At 65.2% G+C, this 21,678-nt stretch carries 21 protein-coding genes and 1 pseudogene; 19 read left to right on the top strand and 3 right to left on the bottom strand.

The annotated features are described in order from the left end of the window. The first annotated feature begins 10 nt into the window (after window positions 1-10). Window positions 11-391 carry a response regulator gene (locus JANGC3_RS0111175; RefSeq protein ID WP_017876576.1) on the top strand — a complete coding sequence of 127 codons (381 nt, stop codon included), beginning with the start codon at window positions 11-13 and terminating at the stop codon, window positions 389-391. A 58-nt stretch (window positions 392-449) separates the two neighbouring features. Here JANGC3_RS0111175 and uraH read toward each other — a convergent pair whose 3' ends face one another. Then, entirely contained in the window at window positions 450-860 is a 411-nt protein-coding gene (gene uraH / locus JANGC3_RS0111170) for a hydroxyisourate hydrolase (RefSeq protein WP_017876575.1), read from the bottom strand. A gap of 29 nt (window positions 861-889) precedes the next feature. After that, a complete protein-coding gene (locus JANGC3_RS0111165) occupies window positions 890-1,393 on the bottom strand; it encodes a GlcG/HbpS family heme-binding protein (protein ID WP_017876574.1) in 504 nt (167 codons plus the stop codon). 138 nt (window positions 1,394-1,531) lie between these two features. Between JANGC3_RS0111165 and JANGC3_RS0111160 the strand changes: the two genes are divergently transcribed. Then, window positions 1,532-2,218, top strand: a complete 687-nt coding sequence (locus tag JANGC3_RS0111160) for a heavy metal response regulator transcription factor (protein WP_017876573.1) — start codon at window positions 1,532-1,534, stop codon at window positions 2,216-2,218. Next, complete coding sequence (locus JANGC3_RS0111155) at window positions 2,194-3,636, top strand: heavy metal sensor histidine kinase (RefSeq protein WP_327075980.1); 1,443 nt, start codon at window positions 2,194-2,196, stop codon at window positions 3,634-3,636. Before JANGC3_RS0111160 ends, JANGC3_RS0111155 begins: the two co-directional genes overlap by 25 nt. Before the next feature lie 196 nt (window positions 3,637-3,832). Here the strand turns inward: JANGC3_RS0111155 and maiA are convergent, their stop codons facing one another. Then, window positions 3,833-4,474, bottom strand: a complete 642-nt coding sequence (gene maiA / locus JANGC3_RS0111150; RefSeq protein ID WP_017876571.1) for a maleylacetoacetate isomerase — start codon at window positions 4,472-4,474, stop codon at window positions 3,833-3,835. 25 nt (window positions 4,475-4,499) lie between these two features. Here maiA and JANGC3_RS32590 point away from each other — a divergent pair, with 25 nt between their 5' ends. From JANGC3_RS32590 to JANGC3_RS0111080, 16 genes and pseudogenes are all read left to right on the top strand, one after another. Next, complete coding sequence (locus tag JANGC3_RS32590) at window positions 4,500-4,733, top strand: hypothetical protein (RefSeq protein ID WP_157406570.1); 234 nt, start codon at window positions 4,500-4,502, stop codon at window positions 4,731-4,733. A 59-nt stretch (window positions 4,734-4,792) separates the two neighbouring features. Beyond that, window positions 4,793-6,103 carry an ABC transporter substrate-binding protein gene (locus JANGC3_RS0111145; protein ID WP_017876570.1) on the top strand — a complete coding sequence of 437 codons (1,311 nt, stop codon included), beginning with the start codon at window positions 4,793-4,795 and terminating at the stop codon, window positions 6,101-6,103. Between the two features lie 205 nt (window positions 6,104-6,308). Then, the gene (locus JANGC3_RS0111140; protein WP_026132851.1) at window positions 6,309-7,169 is read left to right on the top strand and encodes a carbohydrate ABC transporter permease; all 861 of its coding nucleotides are present in this window, start codon (window positions 6,309-6,311) and stop codon (window positions 7,167-7,169) included. Window positions 7,170-7,179: 10 nt separating this feature from the next. Then, window positions 7,180-7,998: a carbohydrate ABC transporter permease gene (locus tag JANGC3_RS0111135; protein WP_017876568.1), complete on the top strand. Its 819-nt coding sequence runs from the start codon at window positions 7,180-7,182 to the stop codon at window positions 7,996-7,998. A gap of 31 nt (window positions 7,999-8,029) precedes the next feature. Beyond that, a complete protein-coding gene (locus JANGC3_RS0111130; protein ID WP_017876567.1) occupies window positions 8,030-9,085 on the top strand; it encodes an ABC transporter ATP-binding protein in 1,056 nt (351 codons plus the stop codon). Continuing rightward, a complete protein-coding gene (locus JANGC3_RS0111125) occupies window positions 9,085-10,581 on the top strand; it encodes a mannitol dehydrogenase family protein (RefSeq protein ID WP_017876566.1) in 1,497 nt (498 codons plus the stop codon). Before JANGC3_RS0111130 ends, JANGC3_RS0111125 begins: the two co-directional genes overlap by 1 nt. Before the next feature lie 13 nt (window positions 10,582-10,594). Next, window positions 10,595-12,061: a xylulokinase gene (gene xylB, locus JANGC3_RS0111120; protein WP_026132850.1), complete on the top strand. Its 1,467-nt coding sequence runs from the start codon at window positions 10,595-10,597 to the stop codon at window positions 12,059-12,061. A gap of 205 nt (window positions 12,062-12,266) precedes the next feature. Further along, a complete protein-coding gene (locus JANGC3_RS0111115) occupies window positions 12,267-13,184 on the top strand; it encodes a helix-turn-helix domain-containing protein (RefSeq protein ID WP_017876564.1) in 918 nt (305 codons plus the stop codon). A gap of 361 nt (window positions 13,185-13,545) precedes the next feature. After that, on the top strand, window positions 13,546-13,737 hold the full coding sequence (locus tag JANGC3_RS0111110; protein WP_017876563.1) for a hypothetical protein: 192 nt from the start codon (window positions 13,546-13,548) through the stop codon (window positions 13,735-13,737). A gap of 120 nt (window positions 13,738-13,857) precedes the next feature. After that, window positions 13,858-14,373, top strand: coding sequence for a hypothetical protein (locus JANGC3_RS32585; RefSeq protein WP_017876562.1), 516 nt, complete (start codon window positions 13,858-13,860; stop codon window positions 14,371-14,373). A 13-nt stretch (window positions 14,374-14,386) separates the two neighbouring features. Further along, a pseudogene (locus JANGC3_RS33690) lies at window positions 14,387-14,527 on the top strand (type VI secretion system tube protein Hcp); the annotation flags it as partial. A 117-nt stretch (window positions 14,528-14,644) separates the two neighbouring features. Continuing rightward, window positions 14,645-15,016 carry a hypothetical protein gene (locus JANGC3_RS0111100; protein ID WP_017876561.1) on the top strand — a complete coding sequence of 124 codons (372 nt, stop codon included), beginning with the start codon at window positions 14,645-14,647 and terminating at the stop codon, window positions 15,014-15,016. Between the two features lie 327 nt (window positions 15,017-15,343). Beyond that, on the top strand, window positions 15,344-17,347 hold the full coding sequence (gene tkt / locus JANGC3_RS0111095; protein WP_017876560.1) for a transketolase: 2,004 nt from the start codon (window positions 15,344-15,346) through the stop codon (window positions 17,345-17,347). 3 nt (window positions 17,348-17,350) lie between these two features. Then, window positions 17,351-18,301: a transaldolase gene (gene tal / locus JANGC3_RS0111090; RefSeq protein WP_017876559.1), complete on the top strand. Its 951-nt coding sequence runs from the start codon at window positions 17,351-17,353 to the stop codon at window positions 18,299-18,301. 264 nt (window positions 18,302-18,565) lie between these two features. Then, window positions 18,566-19,477 carry a helix-turn-helix domain-containing protein gene (locus JANGC3_RS0111085; RefSeq protein ID WP_035787624.1) on the top strand — a complete coding sequence of 304 codons (912 nt, stop codon included), beginning with the start codon at window positions 18,566-18,568 and terminating at the stop codon, window positions 19,475-19,477. A 92-nt stretch (window positions 19,478-19,569) separates the two neighbouring features. Continuing rightward, a complete protein-coding gene (locus JANGC3_RS0111080; protein ID WP_017876557.1) occupies window positions 19,570-21,606 on the top strand; it encodes an esterase-like activity of phytase family protein in 2,037 nt (678 codons plus the stop codon). Window positions 21,607-21,678 lie beyond the last annotated feature (72 nt).

Here is a 21,678-nt window from a genome sequence, read left to right as displayed (position 1 = left end):
GGAGGGCGCCATGGCGCGCATACTGATTGTCGAAGACTCGCCGGCCAACATGACGCTGGTCGAAACGCTGCTGGAGAGCTGCGGCCACATCCTGTTCGAGGCCGACCGGGCGCCGCTGGCGATCGACATCGCCCGGCGCGAGCAGCTCGACCTGATCCTGATGGACATCCAGATGCCGGGCATGGACGGCATCGAGGCGACCCGGATACTCAAGGCCGACCCGCGCACCCGCGCGGTGCCGGTGGTGGCGCTGACGGCGTTCGCCATGAAGGGCGACCGCGAGCGGCTGCTGGAAGCCGGCTGCGACGGCTATATCGAAAAGCCGATCAACTACATCGACTTCCTCGACCGAGTGAACGCCATCGTCGAGGGCGGCGGCGACCCGGCTTGAAACCCCTCCCAGCTGCCGTGCCAGGTCCCGCGGCCGGGCGCCGCGGCCTACATAAGCCTTAGTTGCCGCGATAGGTCGAATAGCCGAACGGACTCAGAAGCAAAGGAATATGGTAGTGCTCAGCCGTTGCATCCGCGCTAAACTGGACAGGTACGCGGGAAAAGAAAGTCGCTCGCCCGTAGCGCGCATAGTATTCGCCGATGTTGAAAACAATCCGGTATTCGCCGGCCGTCATTTTTTTGTCGGCGGGATAAAGGGCGGGAATCCGGCCTTGCGCGTTGGTGGCGCCGGTGCTCAATTGGCGCCACTGTTCGCCCACGTGCTGCTCCAGGGTGACATCAACACCGGCAGCCGGTTGGCCGCTTTGCAGGTCGAGCACATGGACGCTGAGCGGGTTGGGCGCGGCCGCCGCGAGGGCCGTGGTCGAGGCCAGTGCGCAAGCAAGTACCAGTTGTTTAATTCGTTTCATGCTGTTCTCCTAAATGGTTGTGGAAGGGATCAAAGGGTGGGATGGGGCTGATCCAGGCCGGGCAGAGTACGGATGGCGGCTATTGCACAGGCGTGATCGTTGGACGCGCCGCCACCGCCGGCGACGCCGATGGCGCCTACGGGCTGAGCGCCTACCAGCAGCGGTATGCCGCCGCCCAGCAGCAGCAATTCAGGCAAGGTGGCCAAATTGCGGGCGTCAGGATTGGCTTGCGCTTGGCGCGCCAGGTCGAGCGTGGCGTTTTTGGTCGATAAAGCGGTGTATGCCTTGCGCCTGCTGGCTTCGATATTGTGCGGACCAACTCCGTCAGCACGCTGCAACGCTACCAAGTTGCCGCCCCGGTCGAGCACGGAGACGACGATCGCGCGGCCTTGGCTGCGGCAGGTCTCGATGGCGCTGCCGGCCAGGCGGTTAGCTGCCTCCAGCGTCAATTCGGGCAAATCGCGAAATTGGGCCGCCGCCGGAAGCGCTGCCAGCGTCGCCAGCGTCGTCATCAGGATAATCGGTTTGCGCATGATGTTCCTTGGTCAGTTGGTATGGCAGCCATTTTCCCACTCGCCGCACTACGCAATCCTGACCGCCGGATGACAGTTTCGTCATGTTCGAGCAGCTTCGATCGGCATACAATGTGGGTTTATCCGGTGCCTGTGCCCATGACTATCCTGGTAATTGAAGACGAGCCGAAAACCGGCGACTATCTGCAGCGCGGTTTGAGCGAGTCGGGATTCTCCACGCAGCTTGCGCGCAACGGGCGCGACGGTTTATCGATTGCGCGCGAAGGCGAGACCGACTTGATCGTGCTCGACGTCATGCTGCCGCGTATGGATGGCTGGCAGGTTCTCACCGCCTTGCGCGACGACCCGGCGACCGCGCAGATCCCGGTGCTGTTTCTGACGGCGCGTGACGCGGTGCAGGACCGGGTGCGTGGCCTCGAACTGGGCGCCGACGACTATCTGGTGAAGCCGTTTGCATTCGTCGAACTGGTGGCGCGGATTCGCACGCTGTTACGGCGCGGCCCGGCGCGCGAGGAAGACCTGATCCAAATCGGCGACATGGATATCGACGTATTGCGGCGTCGTGTGCGGCGCGGCGCCGTGACGATCACATTGACGGCCCAAGAGTTCGCTTTGCTGCATTTGTTGGCGCGCCGCCAGGGCCAAGTGCTGTCTCGTTCACTGATCGCCTCCCAAGTGTGGAACATGAATTTTGACAGCGACACCAATGTCATCGATGCGGCGGTGCGCCGCTTGCGACGCAAGATCGACGATCCCTTCCCCCGAAAGTTAATCCATACGCGGCGTGGCATGGGTTATGTGTGCGACGAGGAAGCGTCTGCGTGAAGGCCGCGTCTTGTCATTCACTTCGCCAGTCGCTGACGCTACGGGTTACCGCCATGTTCGTGCTGGTGGTCGCGCTCTCCGCCGCCGGGCTGGGTATGTACCTGTATCGGGCTTTCGTCGGCGAACTCGAGCGGCGCGACGACATCCAGCTGTTGGGCAAGCTGCGCCAGGTACAGATGCTGCTCGGGCGCCCCGGCGCGGCCGAACTGGTCAGCTCTCAGCCAGACTATTTCCGCGATACGATGAGCGGCCAGGAGAACTCACTAGTACGCTTGCTGGCGCCCGGCGGGGCGGTGCTGGTCGACATCAACGCGTCTGGCGAGTCGTATCCTGTGCCGGCGTCGGCCGGATGGGCGCCGGGTCCAGCGTCGATCGCCCACTGGTCGAGTAGCCGCAACGCTCCCGGCAGGGTTATCGCCGGCAGCGCGCGCCTCGGCGGCGGCGAGGTGACGGTGATCGTCGCGCGTGTCTACGCCGAGCGTAGCGCGATGTTGGCCCGGTACCGGGGCCAGATCGCCGGCGCGGTTCTGGTCAGCGCGTTGCTGGCGGCGCTGCTGGCGGCGCTCATACTGCGGCGCGGCCTGCGTCCGCTGCGCACCCTGGCGCAGCAAGCCGCGCTGGTGAAGCCGGGCACGCTGGCCCAGCGGCTCGACGTGGACGCGGCGCCATCCGAACTTAGGCCCCTGATCGAAGCGTTTAACGCCATGCTCGCCCGGCTGCAGGAAGGCTACCTGCGCCTGTCCAGTTTTTCCGCCGACCTCGCCCACGAATTCCGCACGCCGATTAGCAATATGCTGGTTCAAAGCCAAGTCATGCTGGCCAATGCCCGTACCGCCACCGAGTACGAGCAACTGATCGCCTCCAACATCGAGGAACTGGAGCGGCTAGCGCGCATGATCGGCAGCATGCTATTTCTGGCGCGCGCGGCGCAAGACGACGTGGTGCTGGCGCGCCAGCAACTGTCGGCCCTGGGCGAATTGCAAAATGCCTGCGATTTTTTCAGCGGCATGGCCGACGAGCGCGGATTGCGGTTGGATTGCGTTGGCGATGGCCAGGTGTGGGCGGATCCTAATTTGCTGCGCCGTGCGCTGGCCAATCTGGTATCGAACGCGGTGCGCCATGCCGACCAAGGCAGCACTGTTACGCTGCGCGCAATCGCACGCGACGGCGCGACCGAAATTCGCGTGGCGAATAGGGGAATACCGGTCGGACCGCAACACTTGGATCGCTTGTTCGAGCGCTTCTTTCGCGCGGACGCGGCGCGCAGCAACGCCTATGGATCGACCGGACTTGGGCTCTCGATTGTGCGTGCCATCATGGATCTGCACGGTGGTGCCATCAACGTGCGGACCCATGCCGATCTGATTGAATTCACATTGATTTTCCCTGCCGCCGCGGCGCCAGGCTGTGCTGGGTAACTAGCGCACCAGTATGCCCCCGGGTTGCGCGTTTCGGCGGGCCGGTAGGCCTGGTTATGTCAAGAATGCGAGTCGCCGCAAGTAGTCGCCGGCAGTTTTTGCGGTCAACGCGAAAGTGGTGCGCACGACCGCCTCTGTCAGTGTCGCTTCGCGCTCGGCGCCCGGGTAACCGCGGCCGGTATGCCGGCATGGGCCTTCAGGTCGCCACGGCGCCGACTTGATGGCGCGGATGCGACGATTCAAATTCCGGCAGCTTGAACAGCAACGCGCCGACCGTTGCCACGCGGGGGAATGTTGAAATATCGATGCCAAAACGCTCTGCGCCAATCAAATGGCTAGCCAGCGCCAGGTCGGCCAGGCTGAGCATTTCGTTATGGCAGCGCGTCGCGCCATCGGAAAGCAGTGCTTCGTAAGCGGCCAGGCCTTCGGTAAACCAGTGCGCCGCCCATTCGCGGCCAGCGGCCTCGCTGGCGCCAAACTGCGTGGCCAGGCGCTTTTGCACTCGCGGCACCACTAGCGGATGCGCATCGGCCGCCGTCAACAAGAACATTGCACGTACGCGCGCCCGGCCGGCGGCGTCTGGCGGCAGCAGCGGCATTGTTGGGTAGGTTTCTTCCAGCCACTCCAAAATCGCCAGGCTTTGCGTCAGCGGTTCGGGTGTGCCGCCTTCCAGCGCGGGCACGGCGCCGGCTGGATTCAGGGCGCGAAACACCGACTCATGCTGATGACCGCAGGACAGGTCATGCATGCGTTCCTCAAACGCCACGTCTTTGAGCTTGAGCGCGACGCGCACGCGGTAAGCTGCCAGCGACAGCCAATAACCGTGAAGAATGAGCATAAAAGTTCCTGCTGTGGAGTAGGTGTTGAAGGAAAGCGAAACCGCATGGCCAGGTGCCATGCCGGGCCGATTATATCGTAATTCCACCGGGCTGAAGTTGGCGTTATTGCATAAGTCGAAAATCTTAAAAACCGCTCCCCCCGCCAAGAAATATCAAGTGGCGGCCGTCATCGAGCGTCGCGGTGGCGCCGCCAAAGCCCTGTGCAAAAGAGTATCGACACTAGGTTTTCCAGTATCAGAAAGTATCGAAGCCGAGTGATACATTGTCTACGTGGTGCAGACCTTGTACCGCCAAAGATAAAAACTGGAGACAACAACATGAAACGTATCGCAAGCGGCGCCCTGTGCGCAGCTGTACTCTGTGTCAGCAACGCCGCCGTGGCCGCCACCGACCTGGTGATCGCTACCGTCAACAACGGCCACATGATCGAGATGCAAAAGCTCAGCAAATTCTTCGAGCAAGCCAATCCCGATATCAAACTGAAATGGGTCACGCTGGAAGAGGGCGTGCTGCGCCAGCGCATGACCACCGACATCGCCACCAAGGGCGGCCAGTTCGACGTCATGACGATCGGCATGTACGAAACGCCGATCTGGGCCAAGAAGGACTGGCTGATTCCGATCAAACCCGACGCCGCCTACGACGTCGACGACCTGCTGCCGTCGATCCGCGACGGCCTGTCGCTGAACGGCAAGCTGTACGCCGCGCCGTTCTACGGCGAAAGCTCGATGATCATGTACCGCAGCGACCTGGTTAAAAAAGCCGGCATGACGATCGAAGACCGTCCGACCTGGGCGCACATCCGCGCCGTGGCCGCCAAGATCCACGACCCGGCCAACGGCGTGTACGGCATCTGCCTGCGCGGCAAACCGGGCTGGGGCGACAACATGGCCTTGATCACGACGATGGCCAACTCCTTCGGCGGCCAGCTGTTCGACATGAAATGGCAGCCGCAATTCACCAGCAAGCCATGGAAGGACGCCGTCGGCACCTACGTCGACCTGCTGAAAAACTTCGGCCCGCCGGGCTCGTCCTCGAACAGCTTCAATGAAATCCTGGCGCTGTACAACGAAGGCAAGTGCGGCATGTGGATCGACGCCACCATCGCCGCCTCGTTCATCACCGACCCAAAGCAGAGCAAAGTGGCCGACAAGGTCGCCTTCGCCCAGTCGCCGGTCGCGGTGACCGAACGCGGCGCCAACTGGCTGTGGGCCTGGTCGCTGGCCATTCCGAAGAGCTCGAAGCAGCCCGAGGCAGCGCAAAAGTTCATCAACTGGGCCACCTCGAAAGAGTACATCAAGCTGGTGGCGAAAGAGACCGGCTGGGCCACCGTGCCGACCGGCACCCGCAAGTCGACCTACGCGTCGCCGGAGTTCGTCAAAGCGGCCAAGTTCGCCACCGCCGAAGGCAAGGCCATCGCCACCGGCCGGCCGAACCAGAGCACCTTGCCGCCGTCGCCGTACATCGGCGTGCAGTTCGCCTCGATCCCCGAATTCCAGGCGATCGGCGTGGCGGCCGGCCAGCAAATGACCGCGGCCCTGTTGGGCAAGGTCACGGTTGACCAGGCGCTGGAAATCACCCAGCAAGCGGCCGACCGCGAAATGCGCAAGGGCGGGTATTACAAATAAACGGTTTCGGCGCGCCCCGACGGGCCAACTACGCCAAACCGAACCAGCGGCATTGAGCCGGGGCCAGACCCCCGGGGACACGGCGTCCCCGTCCGGCCCCGGTCTTACGCCGCTGGTTTGCAGCGACTCCCCGGGCGCTCCAGCGCCGCTGTTTCATCGCCGTCCCGCCCGCGGGCCGGCGTCCCTCTGCGCACCTGAGAACCTTATGACACGACTCATACCTCGGACCTTGCTGACACCGGCCGTGCTCGCCGTGGCCGTCATTTCCATCGTCCCGCTATTGATCACCCTGTATTACGCCTTCATTCGCTTCAACATGCTCAGCCCCGGCGAGCACGAATTCCACGGACTGGCGAACTTCCACTTTTTCTTCACCGACGGCGCCTTCCTGCCGGCGTTGAAAAACACCTTCGTGCTGATGTTCTCGGTGATGGCCATCACGGTGGTGTTGGGCGCCGCGCTCGGCCTGCTGATCAACGAAGCCTTCCCGGGCCGCGCCATCGTGCGCGTGCTGCTTATTTCGCCGTTCCTGGTGATGCCGGCGGTGAACGCGCTGATGTGGAAGAACATGCTGCTCAACCCGATCTACGGCCTGTTCGCCCAGGTCAGCCTGTTCTTCGGCCTGACGCCGATCGACTGGCTGTCGGCGTTCCCGCTGCTGGCCATCATCATGATGGTGTCGTGGCAGTGGTTGCCGTTCGCCTGCCTGATCTTCATGACGTCGCTGCAATCGATGGACAAGGAACAGCTGGAGGCGGCCGGCATGGACGGCGCCAACTACCTGCAGAAGCTGCGCTACCTGTACATCCCGCACCTTGGCCGCGCGGTCTCGGTGGTACTGATGATTGAAATGATCTTCCTGCTGTCGGTGTTCGCCGAAATCTTCACTACCACCAGCGGCGGTCCGGGCTTCGACACCACCACCATCACTTTCATGATCTATCAGCAAGCCTTGCTGTCCTACGATATCGGCGCGGCTTCGGCCGGGGCCTTGTTCGCGGTGCTGCTGGCGAATATCGCGGCCTTCTTCCTGATGCGCGTCATCGGCAAGAACCTGGCGAAATAAGGAGACACCGATGAACAATAAACTTGTCCTGCATACGCGCACCGTGGCCGCCTGGTTTTTCGCGCTGCTGCTGTTCTTCCCGATCTTCTGGCTCGGCCTGATGGCCTTCAAGACCGAGGGCCAGGCGATCGCCACGCCGCCGCTGCTGTTCTTCACGCCGACGCTGGAGAGCTTCCGCGACGTCATGGGACGCGACCACTACCTCGGCTACGCCTTCAATTCGCTGATCACCAGCGTGGTCTCGACGGCGGTCGGGCTGGCCATCGCGATCCCGGCGGCCTACTCGATGGCCTTCTTCCCGACCCGCGGCACCATCGGCCTGCTGAAGTTCATGCTCAGCTCGCGCTACATGCCCGGCGTCGGCGCGCTGATGCCGATCTACATCTGCTACCAGTACTTCGGCCTGCTCGACACCCGCGTCGGCCTGACCGTGATGTTCATGCTGATGAACCTGCCCATCATGATCTGGCTGCTGTACACGAATATGCGCGAGCTGCCGCGCGAAATCCTGGAGGCGGCGCGCATGGACGGCGCCACCGTTTTCCACGAGTTCCGCTACATCGTGCTGCCGCTGTCGGTGGGCGGCATCGCCTCGACCGCGCTGGTGTGCATGGTCTGGTCGTGGAACGAGTCGTTCTGGTCGCTCAACCTGGGCGCCTCCAACGCCGGCACGCTGGCCTGGCTGATCGCCTCGTACTCCAGCCCCGAGGGACTGTTCTGGGCCAAGCTGTCGGCCGCCTCGCTGATGGCGATCGCGCCGATCATGGCGCTGGGCTGGTTCTGCCAGAAGCAACTGGTGCAAGGCATGACCTTCGGCGCAGTCAAATAAGTACCGTATATATAAGAATAGGACATCGATCATGGCTTACCTGCAACTGAGCAACATAGAAAAATTCTTCGGCGACCACCACGCCATCAAGGGCATCGACCTGCAAATCGAGAAGGGCGAATTCGTCGTCTTCGTCGGCCCGTCCGGCTGCGGCAAGTCGACCCTGCTGCGCCTGATCGCCGGCCTGGAGCCGATCGACAAGGGCAGCCTGCACCTGGACCGGCGCGACATCACCAACCTGCCGTCTTCCAAGCGCGACCTGGCGATGGTGTTCCAGTCATACGCGCTGTATCCGCACATGACGGTGTTCGAGAACATGTCGTTCGCGCTGAAACTGGCCGGCGTCGACCGCGCCGTGATCCGCGAAAAGGTCGACAAGGCCGCCGCCATCCTCGACCTGGGAAAATACCTGGAACGCACGCCGAAGGAACTGTCCGGCGGCCAGCGCCAGCGCGTCGCCATCGGCCGCTCCATCGTGCGCGACCCGAAGGTGTTCCTGTTCGACGAACCGCTGTCGAACCTGGACGCGGCCCTGCGCGTGCAGACCCGCATTGAAATCGCCAAGCTGCACCGCGAGCTGGGCGCCACCACCATCTACGTGACCCACGACCAGGTCGAGGCGATGACCCTGGCCGACCGCGTGGTGGTGCTGCGCGACGGCCAGATCGAACAGCACGGCTCGCCGCTGGAACTGTACGATCGCCCGGCCAACCGCTTCGTGGCGCAGTTCATCGGCACCCCGAGCATGAACGTGGTGCCATCCGCCGGCCTGCCGCGGCTGGCCGAAATGGCCGGCGCCGGGGCGCCCACCGACGGCTTCGTCGGCATCCGCCCGGAACACGTGCACGTGCTGGCGGCGGCGCAGCCCGGCAGCCTGCCGGCCAGCGTCGACATGGTCGAATCGCTGGGCGTCGAGACGCTGGTCTACGCGCGCCTGGAAAACAACATCCAGGTGGTGGCGCGCGGCAGCGAACGGATTTTCCTGCATCCGGGCGACCGCACCCACCTCAGTTTCGAACACGACTTCGTGCACCATTTCGACCGCCTCGGCAATACCTGCGGCTACGTCGCGAAAGGAGCGGCGTGATGACGCAGGCGACCGTGCAATTGAACCAGGCCGCGCTGGGCGGCCTGCCGTCCGGCATTCCCGGCCCGTCCTACGACCGCGGCGCGGTGGCGCGCAGCATCGTGCATATCGGCGTGGGCGGTTTTTACCGCGCCCACCAGGCGCTCTACCTGGACGACCTGCTGCAACTGCCCGGCCACCAGCAATGGGGTTATTGCGGCGTCGGCCTGCTGCCGCACGACGCCGCCATCCGCGACGCCATGCTGGCGCAGGACTGCCTGTACACCGTCGTCGAACGCAGCGCCGCCGGCGACGTGCCACGGGTGGTCGGCTCGATCCTGGAATTCCTGTACGCGCCGGACGACCCTGACGCGGTGCTGGAAAAGCTGGCCGATCCGGCCACCCGCATCGTCTCGCTGACCATCACCGAGGGCGGCTATTACATCAACCAGGGCAGCGGCGAGTTCGACGCCAGCCACCCCGACATCGTCCACGACCTGGCCAATCCGCACACGCCACGCTGCTCGTTCGGCTACCTGGCCGAGGCGCTGGCGCGGCGCCGCGTGCGCGGGCTGGCGCCGTTCACCGTGATGTCCTGCGATAACCTGCAAAACAACGGCGACGTCGCCCGCAAGATGCTGCTGGCCTTCACGGCGCTGCGTTCGCCGTCGCTGAGCGAATGGCTGGCCGAGCACTGCGCCTTCCCGAACAGCATGGTCGACCGCATCACCCCGGCCACCACCGACGAACACCGCGCGCTGCTGCGCGAAAAATTCGGCCTGCTCGACGCCTGGCCGGTGATGACCGAGCCGTTCAAGCAATGGGTGATCGAAGACCACTTCCCGGGCGGGCGCCCGGCGTGGGAACTAGTCGGCGCGCAAATGACCGGCGACGTGCTGCCCTACGAAAAAATGAAGCTGCGCCTGCTCAACGCCGGCCACCAGTCGCTGTGCTACATCGGCATGTTGTTAGGCTACGAATTCGCCCACGAGGCGATGGCCGACGCCGGCATCCGCCAGCTGTTCTCCGACATGATGGACATCGAGGTGACGCCGCTGCTGCCGGCGGTCGAGGGCATCGACCTGGCCGACTACAAGCGCACGCTGATCGAGCGTTTTTCCAACCCGGCGATCCGCGACCAATTGTCGCGCATCGGCACCGAAGGCTCGGCGCGCATTCCGAAATTCGTGCTGCCGTCGGTGCGCGAACAGCTGGAACTGGGCGGCCCGGTCAAGCTGCTCGGTTTTACCGTGGCCTGCTGGTTCCGCTACCTGAACGGCAGCGACGAGCAGGGCCGGCCGATGCCGATCAACGACCCGTACGCCGAGCGGCTGCGCGAGCACGCGCTGCGCGGCGGCGCCGACCCGGCCGCGCTGTTGTCGATGCGCGAGCTGTTCGGCGAGTTGAGCGAGGCGCCGCGCTTCGTTGCCGAGGTGGCGGACGCGCTGGCGCGCCTGTACCGCGACGGCGCGCGGGTTGCGCTGAATGATGCGCTGAACCACGCGCTGGCGCGCTAAAGGGGAGGCCGCCATGTACCTTGGAATCGACCTCGGCACCTCCGAAGTGAAGGTGCTGCTGATGGACGCGGCCCAGCGCGTCGTCGGCAGCGCCCACGCGCCGCTGAGCATTAGCCGGCCGCGGCCGCAATGGTCCGAGCAAGACCCGGCCGACTGGTGGCGCGCCACGCTGGACGCGGTCGGCGCGCTGGCCGCCAGCCACCCGGGCGAGCTGGCGGCGCTGCGCGGCATCGGCCTGTCCGGCCAGATGCACGGCGCGGTGCTGCTGGACGCCGCCGGCGCGGTGCTGCGTCCGGCCATCCTGTGGAACGACGTGCGCTCCGGCGCCGAATGCGCGGAGCTGGAACGGCGCGCGCCGCAGCTGCGCGCGATCACCGGCAACCTGGCCATGCCCGGCTTCACCGCGCCCAAGCTGCTGTGGGTCGCCAAACACGAGCCGGAACTGTTCCGCCGCACCGCCACGGTGCTGCTGCCGAAGGATTACCTGCGCTATTTGCTGACGGGCGAATTCATCTCCGACCTGTCCGACGCGTCCGGCACGCTGTGGCTGGACGTCGGCCGGCGCGACTGGTCCGACGCCATGCTCGACGCCTGCGGCCTAGACCGTTCACACATGCCGCGCCTGGTCGAAGGCTCGGCGCCAGGCGGCGTGTTGAAAGAGGAACTGGCGCGCGCCTGGGGCATCGCCACGCCGGTGGTGCTGGCCGGCGGCGCCGGCGATAACGCCGCCAGCGCGGTCGGCATGGGCGTGGTCGCGCAGGGCGAGGGCTTCCTCTCGCTGGGCACCTCCGGCGTCTTCTTCACCGCCAACGACGGCTACCGGCCCGACCCGGCGCAGGGCCTGCACACCTTTTGCCACGCGCTGCCGGGGCAATGGCACCAGATGGGCGTGATGCTGTCGGCGGCCAGCTGCCTGCGCTGGGTGGCGCAGCTGAGCCACGCCGCCGACGAGGCCGCGCTGCTGGTAGAAATCGAAGGCGCCGGCGAGGCCGCGCGCGGCGCCGCGCCGCTGTTCCTGCCCTACCTGTCGGGCGAGCGCACGCCGCACAACGACCCGCACGCCAGCGGCGTGTTTTTCGGGCTGCGCCATGACACCGACCGCGCGCTGCTCGGCTACTCGGTGCTGGAAGGCGTGGCGTTTGGGCTGCGCGACAGCCTGCTGGCGCTGCGCGACGCCGGCGGCGCCCCGGCGATGGCTGCGCTGGTCGGCGGCGGCAGCCGCAGCCGCTACTGGGCGCGCCTGCTGGCCAGCGCGCTGGACCTGCCGCTCAGCCTGAACAGCGGCGGCCACGTCGGCGCGGCGCTGGGCGCGGCGAGGCTGGGGCTGCTGGCGGCCGAGCCGCAACGCACGGTGGCCGACGTCTGCTACGCGCCGCCGGTGCTAGAAGTGATCGAACCGGACCCGCAATGGCACGCGGCGCTGCTGCCGCGCTTCGAGCGCTACCGCGCGCTGTACGCCAGCCTGAAACCGCTGTTTTAAGCGACCCGCGGCTTGCTATACTGTCGTCAAGCCAACGACAGTTTTCGTAGGTCGGGTTAGCCGGAACGGCGTAACCCGACAACGTTGGCCGGGAGCAGCGCGTCTCGCTCCGGCCAACATTGTCGGATTACGCTTCGCTCATCCGACCTACGACAGTGCGGATACTCGCACCGCCGCCGCGGCGCACACCGATGGAGACCGAGACATGCCGCCAAAAAGCGCCCACCACGCCTTGCAGCTCGAGCATGAGCGCGAGCGCGACGCCACCCAGGGCTTCGAGCCGAAGGGGACGTTCGGCTTCATCCGCTACCTCGAACACGGCTTTCCCAGCTCGCTGGTGCGCTGGCACTACCACGACGAATACGAGCTGCACCTGATCCTCGAAAGCAGCGGCAAGGTCTTCGTCGGCGACTACATCGGCCAGTTTGCGCCCGGCCACCTGGTGCTGACCGGGCCGCGGGTGCCGCACAACTGGGTCTCGATCGACACGCCGGAAGAGGGCGTCGAGCTGCGCGACATGGTGATCCAGTTCGCCCATGCGCCGCTGGAAACGCTGGCCGGCGTGATTCCCGAGGTGAAAAGCATCCTGCCGCTGCTGCACCGGGCGCTGCACGGCATCGAATTTTTCAACATCAGCGCGCAGGCGCACGAGCGTTTCATGCGCATCCGCGACAGCGCCGGCCTGCCGCGCTTCATCGAATTCCTCACGCTGCTGGGCGAACTGGCGCGCAGCAGCGACTACCAGCTGCTGTCGACGATCCCGATGCAATCGACCGACGACGACGCCGCGCTGGCGCGCATCAGCTCCGCCATCAATTTCATCGTGCAGAACTACGCCAGCCAGTTTTCGATGAAGGAACTGGCGCAGCAGCTGGACATGCCGGAGCGGATGTTCTCGCGCTTTTTCCGCAGCGCGACGGGCAACAGCTTCACCGACTTCGTCAACCGCCTGCGCGTCAACAAGGCCTGCGAACTGTTGATGGAGACCGAGCGCTACGTCACCAATATCTGCTATGACGCCGGCTTCAACAACGTCGCCAACTTCAACCGCCGTTTTCTCGAACTGAAGGGCATGACGCCAAAAGCCTTCCGCCAGCAAGCCCAGGGCCGCTTCGGCGCGTAGCGACGTGGCTTTTGTGGATCGTTCAAAACACCGGATAGATGTAGCGACCTGCGTTTGAGGGTGCGCCGACCTGCATTCAGCGCTTTTTCAGCCAGCAATCGGTGCAACTGCCGGAGATCAAAACCGGAGATAACTGCAAATAGACCTGCATTCAGCCGCGCCGACTTGTATCTCATTGGCTTGAAACAATACCTGCGGCTGCCGGGAGCGCAAAATATTACTGTTTTGCAAGCGATTGAAGCACTTTCACATATGCGGCATGGGCGTCCCCGCCCATGCGCAGTCGAGATCAGCATCGGGTACAAGGCCGTAAGTCAGTTCGGGTACAATGATATCAAGTGACTCAATGATGGGGTGAAATATGAAGCAAGTCTTGAAGCGTTTCACGTGCGATGACGTGCGCCAGGCAAACAACGACCTCATTGCCCGCAAGGACAAGGTGCCAGTCGGTCTGTCGCCGGCCGCAACCCGACTTCTCCGCCAGTCGCGCTTCAGCCGCGACGAGATTAATCGTGCTTTCGCCGAAGCGCGCCGCTTGGTAAATGGAACGTAATTGATAGCGCAACCGGTCCCCCCTGCGCCAAGCGCTCCGGTACCTGTTGTACCCGGCGCTCCTTCATCTGACGGAGCGCCGTCGTCGGCTTCACCTTATAACTGGATCTACAAGGAACTGGTGAAAGATCCCGACGATGCCGTCGGAGCGATTGCCTATGTTCTATACAAACGGGACAAGATTGCTTTCATTGAAGCCACCTTTTCCACCCATGCGCGTGTCCCCACACCCGATGAACTGAAAGTCTTCCACACGCAGACCTGCCTGCCTGCGAAGATCGAGACGTATCGTGCACAGGCAGAGCAGCTCGCTGAGGCGTTCCTCAACGCTGGAGTGGCCAAACGGGTGCAGGACTTCGAAGACGAGATACGGGAAAGCGTTCTAAACCAGAATGTGTCGGCTGTGCTCGCCGAACTGAAGAGCAAAAAGGGCCTAGGTGCTTGGGCGGGCGACGTCGTCGGAAATTTAGGCGTCAACATTCTGACCATCTTTGTCATTGGAGCGGTTTTTGGCGGCTTTCAAGCGTTGGCGAAATTTAACGCCAACATGGAAAGGCTGTTCAATGCACCAGTGGCCGCTGAACCACCTGCCCCTGTTGTCACCCAGCCGACCGCCCCTGCCGTCAACAAGCCTTAATTGGCCCACTGACACGACCGAGCGGTGCGAGCACCGGACCCTTTCGTTCACCAAGCTCGCGGACATGTCCTCGCCGGTCCTGATGCAAGCATGTTCGATGGGCCGCACCATCCCGAAGGCAAAGCTCGAATTCATGCGCGCCGACGGTCAGGGCACTGCATTTATGCCCCAGTCATCAAGGTCTACTTCAATGGACCCGACATCCCGTTCGTCACCAAGATGATTCACCATGATGATCATTTCCACATGGCGCTGAGAGGTTGATATGCGAATGCTGATAGGGTTGGTTGTTGGGGCGTCCGCGCTGCTCTCGTTGGCCTATGGCGCTGAGTCGTCCGGTGCGTGGAAACCGTTTCATGCAAAGTACGCGATCTTCTCCGGCCAGCAATTGGCGGGGCGTGAAGCACCAACGGCGGCCGACCGCAAGCTGGCTATGGCGATTGAAGGCCTGCCTGCGAAAGAGATATTCGATTCAATTGGCCCGGATCTCCATCCAGCGTGTAGCCAAGACAAGGGCGACCGGGATCGCCGCAAGGGAGGGGTCCAGTGCACCTACAGCCCGGATGGGAATGGAAAGGACTACCGATGCTGGATCGGGGTCGATCTCCGAACTGGCGAAAGCATCCCGACCGTAAGTTGTTAGCGGATTTGGCCACCGCCTGTTTGCGATTATTACGTCGCTCCGCGCCGGTCAAACCGCAGATCGTGAGGTGTTATGTTTTCCTGCGATTTCAGCAGCCAGCCTTTCGACAATGCGCCGCCACGCACGCGTCCTATTGTCCCGCCAAGCCAACATTGTCGGGTTAAGCGCGCGTTGCGCGCTAACCCGACCTACGAAAAGCAGTTCACCGGGCGCGGAATAGTATCGGTTTTGGGTCTTTTTTGACGTGGTTTCAAGCGCGCGCTTGCCGCAAGATAGGGCCACGGCGCGGTTTTGCGCGCCGCCCCCTTCCGCGCGAAAGAGACCGCCATGCCCAAGCAACAAGACCTTGCCAACGCCATCCGCGCGCTGGCGATGGACGCGGTACAGCAAGCCAATTCCGGCCACCCCGGCATGCCGATGGGTATGGCCGACATCGCGCTGGCGCTGTGGCAGCGCCGCCTGCGCCACAATCCCGCCAATCCGCAATGGGCCAACCGCGACCGCTTCGTGCTGTCCAACGGCCATGGTTCGATGCTGCTGTACGCGCTGCTGCACCTGAGCGGCTACGCGCTGACGATAGACGACCTGAAGCAGTTCCGCCAGTTGCACAGCAAAACCCCCGGCCACCCGGAATACGGCTACACGCCGGGCGTGGAAACCACCACCGGCCCGCTCGGGCAAGGCTTGGCCAACGCGGTCGGCCTGGCGCTGGCGGAAAAAATGATGGGCGCCGAATTCAACCGGCCCGGCTTCGAGCTGGTCGACCACCACACCTACGCCTTCGTCGGCGACGGCTGCCTGATGGAGGGCATTTCGCACGAGGCCTGTTCGCTGGCCGGCACGCTGGGGCTGGGCAAGCTGGTCGTGTTCTACGACGATAACGGCATCTCGATCGACGGCGAGGTCGGCGGCTGGTTCACCGACGACACGCCGCGCCGCTTTGAAGCCTACGGTTGGCGCGTGTTGCGCGACGTCGACGGCCACGACCACGCGGCGCTGGGCGCCGCCATCGACGCCGCGCGCGTCGACCAGGGGCGGCCGACCCTGATCTGCTGTAAAACCGTGATCGGCAAGGGCGCGCCGCACAAGCAGGGCAGCCACGAGTCGCATGGCGCGCCGCTGGGCGCCGCCGAGGTGGCGGCGGCGCGCGCCGCGCTGGGCTGGCCGCACGCGCCGTTCGAGATTCCGGCCGAGATTTACGCGGCCTGGGACGGGCGCGAGCGCGGCGCCGCGCTGGAGCGCGACTGGGAGGCCAGCTTCGCCGGCTACCGGAGGGCGCACCCGCATCTGGCGGCCGAGTTCCTGCGCCGCCGCGCCGGCGAGCTGCCGGCCGACTTCGCGCCGCAACTGGCCGCCGCGCTGGCGGCCTTGGACGCGAAAGCCGAAACCATCGCCACCCGCAAGGCCAGCCAGAACGCCATCGGCCTCATGGCCGCGCAACTGCCCGAGCTGGTGGGCGGCTCGGCCGACCTGGCCAGCTCCAACCTGACGCTGTGGCCGGCCGCGCGCGCGGTCTCGGCGGCCGGCGGCGGCAACTACATCTACTATGGCGTGCGCGAGTTCGGCATGGCCGCCATCATCAACGGGCTGGCGCTGTACGGCGGCCTGCGCCCGTTCGGCGGCACCTTCCTGATGTTCTCGGAGTACGCTCGCAACGCGCTGCGGATGGCGGCGCTGATGCGCATCAATCCGATTTTCGTGTTCACCCACGATTCCATCGGCCTGGGCGAGGACGGCCCGACCCACCAGCCGGTGGAGCAGACCGCGACGCTGCGCATGATCCCGAACATGGACGTGTGGCGCCCGGCCGACACGGCCGAGGCGCTGGTGGCGTGGCAGGTGGCGCTGCAGCACCGCGGCACGCCGAGCTGCCTGGTGTTCTGCCGCCAGACCCTGCCGTATTTGCCGAAGAGCGCGCAGCAACTGGCCGACATCCGCCGCGGCGCCTACGTGCTGGCGGCCGAGGGCGGCGCGCTGGCGGCGGTGCTGATCGCCACCGGCTCCGAGGTCGAGCTGGCGATGCGGGCGCGGCGCGCGCTGGCGCTGGAAGGTGTCCACGTGCGGCTGGTGTCGATGCCGTCGCCGTACAACTTCGACCGCCAGGACGCCGCCTACCGCGACGCCGTGCTGCCGCGGCGCACGCCGCGCGTCGCCGTCGAAGCCGGCCTGGGCGACTACTGGCGCAAATACGTCGGCCTGCGCGGCGCCGTGGTGGGTATCGACACCTTCGGCGAATCCGGCCCGGCCGCCGCCCTGTACCTGCATTTCGGCCTGACCGTCGAGGCCGTCTGCGCCGCCGTGCGCGCCCTGATCGAGCAACCCTGCGAATAAACCATGAACCAACTTGAACAACTGAAGCAGTACAGCACCGTGGTCGCCGACACCGGCGACTTCCAAAGCATCAAGGCGTTCGCGCCGCGGGACGCCACCACCAACCCCTCGCTGATCCTGAAGGCGGTGCGGATGGATGAATACCGGCCGCTGCTGGAGCGGGCCGTGCGCGACCACGGCGGCGAAGGCGTCGACGCGGTCGCCGACCGGCTGCTGGTGGCCTTCGGGCTGGAGATCCTGAAACTGGTGCCGGGCCGGGTCTCGACCGAAACCGACGCCCGCCTGTCTTTCGACACGGCGACGACGGTGGCGCGCGGGCGCGCGCTGATCGCGCTGTACCAGGCGGCCGGGGTGGCGCGCGAGCGCGTGCTGATCAAGATCGCCTCGACCTGGGAGGGCATCGAGGCGGCGCGCGTGCTGGAGCGCGAGGGCATCCACTGCAACATGACGCTGCTGTTTTCGCTGGCGCAGGCGGCCTGCTGCGCCGACGCCGGCGCGCGCCTGATCTCGCCCTTCGTCGGCCGCATCCTCGACTGGCACAAGAAGGCCGGCGGGGTGGTTGGCAGCGGCGCCGACGACCCCGGCGTGCAGTCGGTGCGGCGCATCCACGCGTACTACCGGCAGTTCGGCCACCGCACCGAGGTGATGGGCGCGAGCTTCCGCGGCACCGCGCAGATCGCCGAGCTGGCCGGGTGCGACCTGCTGACCATCAGCCCGGAGCTGCTGGCGCAACTGGCCGCCAGCGAGGCGCCGCTGGCGCGCCGCCTGGGCGCGGCGGACGCGGTGCCGGCGCAGACCCGGCTGGCGTTGAACGAGTCGGCCTTCCGCCTGATGCTCAACGACGACGCCATGGCCAGCGAAAAGCTGGCCGAGGGCATCCGCGGCTTCTGCGTCGATTCGGCGCTGCTGGAGCGGATGATAGGCGAGCGTATCGGCGCCTGCAAAAAAGTATAGGAAGCTGGCTTGGAGGTATTAAAAATAACGCCGGAAAAGGAGTAAATTGTCAAAGTGCTGCAAAAAAGCATCAGCGACGACGGAAACGGGTCGAAGAACTCGCTATTTCGGGCAAACTGGGCCACAGTGGATGATACCGCTCCGTCGCCCGTTAGCGTGACGCCGGCATGTCGGATTACGCTACGCTAATCCGACCTACGGATGGCTTGGCCGGTGGCGCACCGGCGCACTGGCAGCACGCCACACGAAAACGGGGATGACAGCATGGACATTTTGCCGCGGACACGCAGCCTGGAAGCGCACCGCTGCGCACCGAAGTCGCCGGAAATCGAACGCGAGAACTACGACGGCATCATCAACTACCTCGAACACGGCTACCCGAGTCCGCGCGTGCGCTGGCACTGCCACGACGAATACGAGCTGCACTTGATCGTCTCGACCAGCGGCAAGCTGTTCGTCGGCGATTACATCGGCGAATTTTCGCCCGGCCACCTGGTGCTGACCGGGCCGCGGCTGCCGCACAACTGGATTTCGAGCAGCGTGCCGGAGGAGGGCGTGGTACTGCGCGACATGATCCTGCAATTCGCCCACGACCCGCTGGAGCAGGCCGCCAAACTGGTTCCGGAGCTGCGCGAACTGCTGCCGTTGCTGGAGCGCTCGACCTACGGCATTGAATTCCTCGACATCGGCGCCCAGGCCGAGCAGCACTTCCTGCGCATCCGCGGCAGCGCCGGGGCCGAGCGCTTCGGCCACTTCGTGCAGTTCATGTGCCAATTGGCGCGCAGCGGCAACTACCGCTTGCTGTCGAGCGCGACGATGCGCTCCTACGACGACGACGCCACGCTGGCCAAGGTCAACGCCGTGCTCAGCTACATCACCGAAAACTACCGCGAGCCGATTTCGGCCGAGGCGCTGGCCGAGCAGCTCGGCATGTCGCTGAGCAAGTTCTCGCGCTTCTTCCGCAAAACCACCGGCAACAGCTTCACCGACTTCGTCAGCCGCATCCGCATCAACAAAGCCTGCCAGCTGCTGATGAACACCGACCAGTACGTCACCAACGTCTGCTACGACGTCGGTTTCCACAACGTTGCCAACTTCAACCGGCGCTTCCTGCAAGTGAAGGGCGTTACGCCGAAGGAATTCCGGCGCCAGGCCGACGGCCGCTTCGGCGCCTAGGGCGGGGCGCCGCAGCCGTTGTCACGCGGCGGTCACGCGCGCCGTGTATCGTTGACGCTTCTGATCATCGAAGCATCAACGAGGACGCCCGCATGAAGCTGCACACCACTTTGACCCTGACCACGTTCGCCGCCGGGCTGGCGCTGAGCGCCTGCGGCGGCGACGCGACGCAGCCGCCGCCAGCGCCGGCCAGCATGACCGGGGTCTTTCTCGACAGCGCCGTCGAAGGGCTGGAGTACGCCGCCGGCGCCGCGGCCGCCGCCAGCACCAACGCCAAGGGCGAATTCGCCTGCGTGCCGGGCGACAAGGTCGCCTTCAGCGTCGCCGGCCTGGCGCTCGGCAGCGCGGCATGCGGCGCCGTCCTGACCCCGCTCGACCTGGCCGGCGGCGGCGACGTCAAGAGCGACAAGGTGGTGAATCGCCTGCTGGCGCTGCAACTGCTCGACGAGGACGGCGACCCGGCCAACGGCATCAGGATCGGCGCCGACGTGAAGGCCGGACTGGCGGGTAAAAGCCTGGACTTCGGCGCCGCGCCGGCCAGCTTCCATACCCTGCTGGGCGCGCACATGGCGGCCTTGGGCGGCAAGTACGCCGGACGCGGCATCAACGACGAGCGCCGCGCGCTGGCGCGCGAACACTTCGAGGACACGCTGGCCTCGCAGGCCGGCGCGCCGGTCGCCGAGACGGCGCTGCAGAGCGGCGCGCTGGGCAGCGTCAGCGTCACGGTGACGCGCTACCAGGTGCAGGCGGCCAGCGCCTTCTACGTGCCGTACGAGGGCGCCAACGCCAAGGTCAAAGAGGCGTTCCCGCTCGGCTTCCTGCCGTCCTACGGCTCCGGCCTGGCGTTCAAGGGCACGGCGCCGAACGGCGACCTGGAGTTCTACGGCCTGACCGACCGCGGCCCGAACGGCGACGGCCCGAACCTGCCCGACCCGAGCGGCAAGGGCGGTAGCGGCAGCAAACTCTTCCCGTCGCCGAGCTTCGCGCCGTCGTTCGGCGTCATCACACTGGGTAAAAAAGGTGCGGTGCTGGCCTCCAGCACGCCGATCAGGGTCTCGGCGGCGGTCAAGGCGTCGGGCCTGCCGGTGCCGCCCGGCGCGGTCGGCAATTCGGCAGAAGTCCCGGTATTCGACAAGATGCAGTTCGACGCCGCCGGCAAGGCGGTCTACAACGCCGGCGGCATCGACCCGGAAGCCATCGTGTTCGACAAGAAGCGCAATGTGCTGTGGCTGTCGGACGAATACGGTCCCTTCATCGTCAAGCTCGACCCGGCCAGCGGCGTGATCCAGGCGAAGTACGAGCCGGGCAAAGGCTTACCGGCGATCTTCGCCAAGCGCCGCGCCAACCGCGGCGTCGAGGGCATGGCGCTCGACACCGGCACCGACAAGCTGCACGCCTTCCTGCAAAGCCCGCTAAGCGACGGCAAGGCGCAGTACGCGCCGACCAAGTCGAGCGAGCTGATAGAACGCTTCGCCCGCTTCACGCGCTGGATTGAATTCGATCCGCTGAGCGGCAGCACCAGCAAGATGTACGCCTACCCGCTCGACGGCGCCGACTACCAGGACGGCCGCACCGGCAACGCCAAGCTGGGCGACATGGTCGCGCTGGGTGGCGGCAAATTCGTCGTCATCGAGCAGGGCGCGGCGCCGTCCGGCAAGGTGTTTAACAGGCTGATGCTGGTGGAGTTGGGCGAGGCGACCGACATTTCCGGCGCCGCTTTCAACGCCGCCACTTCGGACCTGGAGAAGAGCAGCATGGGCGGCGTGGCCGTGAACGGCGCCAGCTGGGCCGCCGTGAAACCGTTGAAGAAGACCGTGCTGCTGGACTTGAACGCGCTGGGCTGGATGGCCGAGAAGGCCGAGGGCTTGACCCTGGTCGACGGCGCCACGCTGGCGCTGTCGAACGACAACGACTTCGGCATGAAGACCCGGGTGTACGACGCCGCCGGCGTCGAGGTCGCCGGCGCCGACGTCACCAAGTGCACGGTCGGCGCCGACGGTGTGATCGTCACCAGCACCGTGGTCGGCTGCAACGCCGCCAACGCGATCCGGGTCGCGCGCGGCGACGACCGCGAGCGTCCGGGGCGGCTTTGGCTGATCAAGTTCGCCAAGGCCTTGAGCAGCTACTGATCTTCGGGGCGCGCGCGGACGCGCAAAGCCAGGTGAAAAAAAGGACACCGAAGTGTCCTTTTTGTTGCGCGC

It is taken from the genome of Janthinobacterium sp. CG3 (assembly GCF_000344615.1).
Classification (GTDB): Bacteria; Pseudomonadota; Gammaproteobacteria; order Burkholderiales; family Burkholderiaceae_D; genus Janthinobacterium.
The sequence above is the reverse complement of the archived record's forward strand: the minus strand, read 5'-3'. Positions and strand labels throughout refer to the sequence as shown.

Coding starts and splice junctions, on each gene's coding strand:
- JANGC3_RS0111165 (WP_017876574.1), bottom strand. CDS start 1,393: ATGCGCAAACCGATTATCCTGATGACGACGCTGGCGACGCTGGCAGCG.
- JANGC3_RS0111140 (WP_026132851.1), top strand. CDS start 6,309: ATGACACGACTCATACCTCGGACCTTGCTGACACCGGCCGTGCTCGCC.
- JANGC3_RS0111080 (WP_017876557.1), top strand. CDS start 19,570: ATGAAGCTGCACACCACTTTGACCCTGACCACGTTCGCCGCCGGGCTG.
- xylB (WP_026132850.1), top strand. CDS start 10,595: ATGTACCTTGGAATCGACCTCGGCACCTCCGAAGTGAAGGTGCTGCTG.
- JANGC3_RS0111100 (WP_017876561.1), top strand. CDS start 14,645: ATGCTGATAGGGTTGGTTGTTGGGGCGTCCGCGCTGCTCTCGTTGGCC.
- JANGC3_RS0111125 (WP_017876566.1), top strand. CDS start 9,085: ATGACGCAGGCGACCGTGCAATTGAACCAGGCCGCGCTGGGCGGCCTG.
- JANGC3_RS0111115 (WP_017876564.1), top strand. CDS start 12,267: ATGCCGCCAAAAAGCGCCCACCACGCCTTGCAGCTCGAGCATGAGCGC.
- maiA (WP_017876571.1), bottom strand. CDS start 4,474: ATGCTCATTCTTCACGGTTATTGGCTGTCGCTGGCAGCTTACCGCGTG.
- tal (WP_017876559.1), top strand. CDS start 17,351: ATGAACCAACTTGAACAACTGAAGCAGTACAGCACCGTGGTCGCCGAC.
- JANGC3_RS0111175 (WP_017876576.1), top strand. CDS start 11: ATGGCGCGCATACTGATTGTCGAAGACTCGCCGGCCAACATGACGCTG.
- JANGC3_RS0111085 (WP_035787624.1), top strand. CDS start 18,566: ATGGACATTTTGCCGCGGACACGCAGCCTGGAAGCGCACCGCTGCGCA.
- tkt (WP_017876560.1), top strand. CDS start 15,344: ATGCCCAAGCAACAAGACCTTGCCAACGCCATCCGCGCGCTGGCGATG.
- JANGC3_RS0111145 (WP_017876570.1), top strand. CDS start 4,793: ATGAAACGTATCGCAAGCGGCGCCCTGTGCGCAGCTGTACTCTGTGTC.
- uraH (WP_017876575.1), bottom strand. CDS start 860: ATGAAACGAATTAAACAACTGGTACTTGCTTGCGCACTGGCCTCGACC.
- JANGC3_RS0111160 (WP_017876573.1), top strand. CDS start 1,532: ATGACTATCCTGGTAATTGAAGACGAGCCGAAAACCGGCGACTATCTG.
- JANGC3_RS0111110 (WP_017876563.1), top strand. CDS start 13,546: ATGAAGCAAGTCTTGAAGCGTTTCACGTGCGATGACGTGCGCCAGGCA.
- JANGC3_RS0111135 (WP_017876568.1), top strand. CDS start 7,180: ATGAACAATAAACTTGTCCTGCATACGCGCACCGTGGCCGCCTGGTTT.
- JANGC3_RS0111130 (WP_017876567.1), top strand. CDS start 8,030: ATGGCTTACCTGCAACTGAGCAACATAGAAAAATTCTTCGGCGACCAC.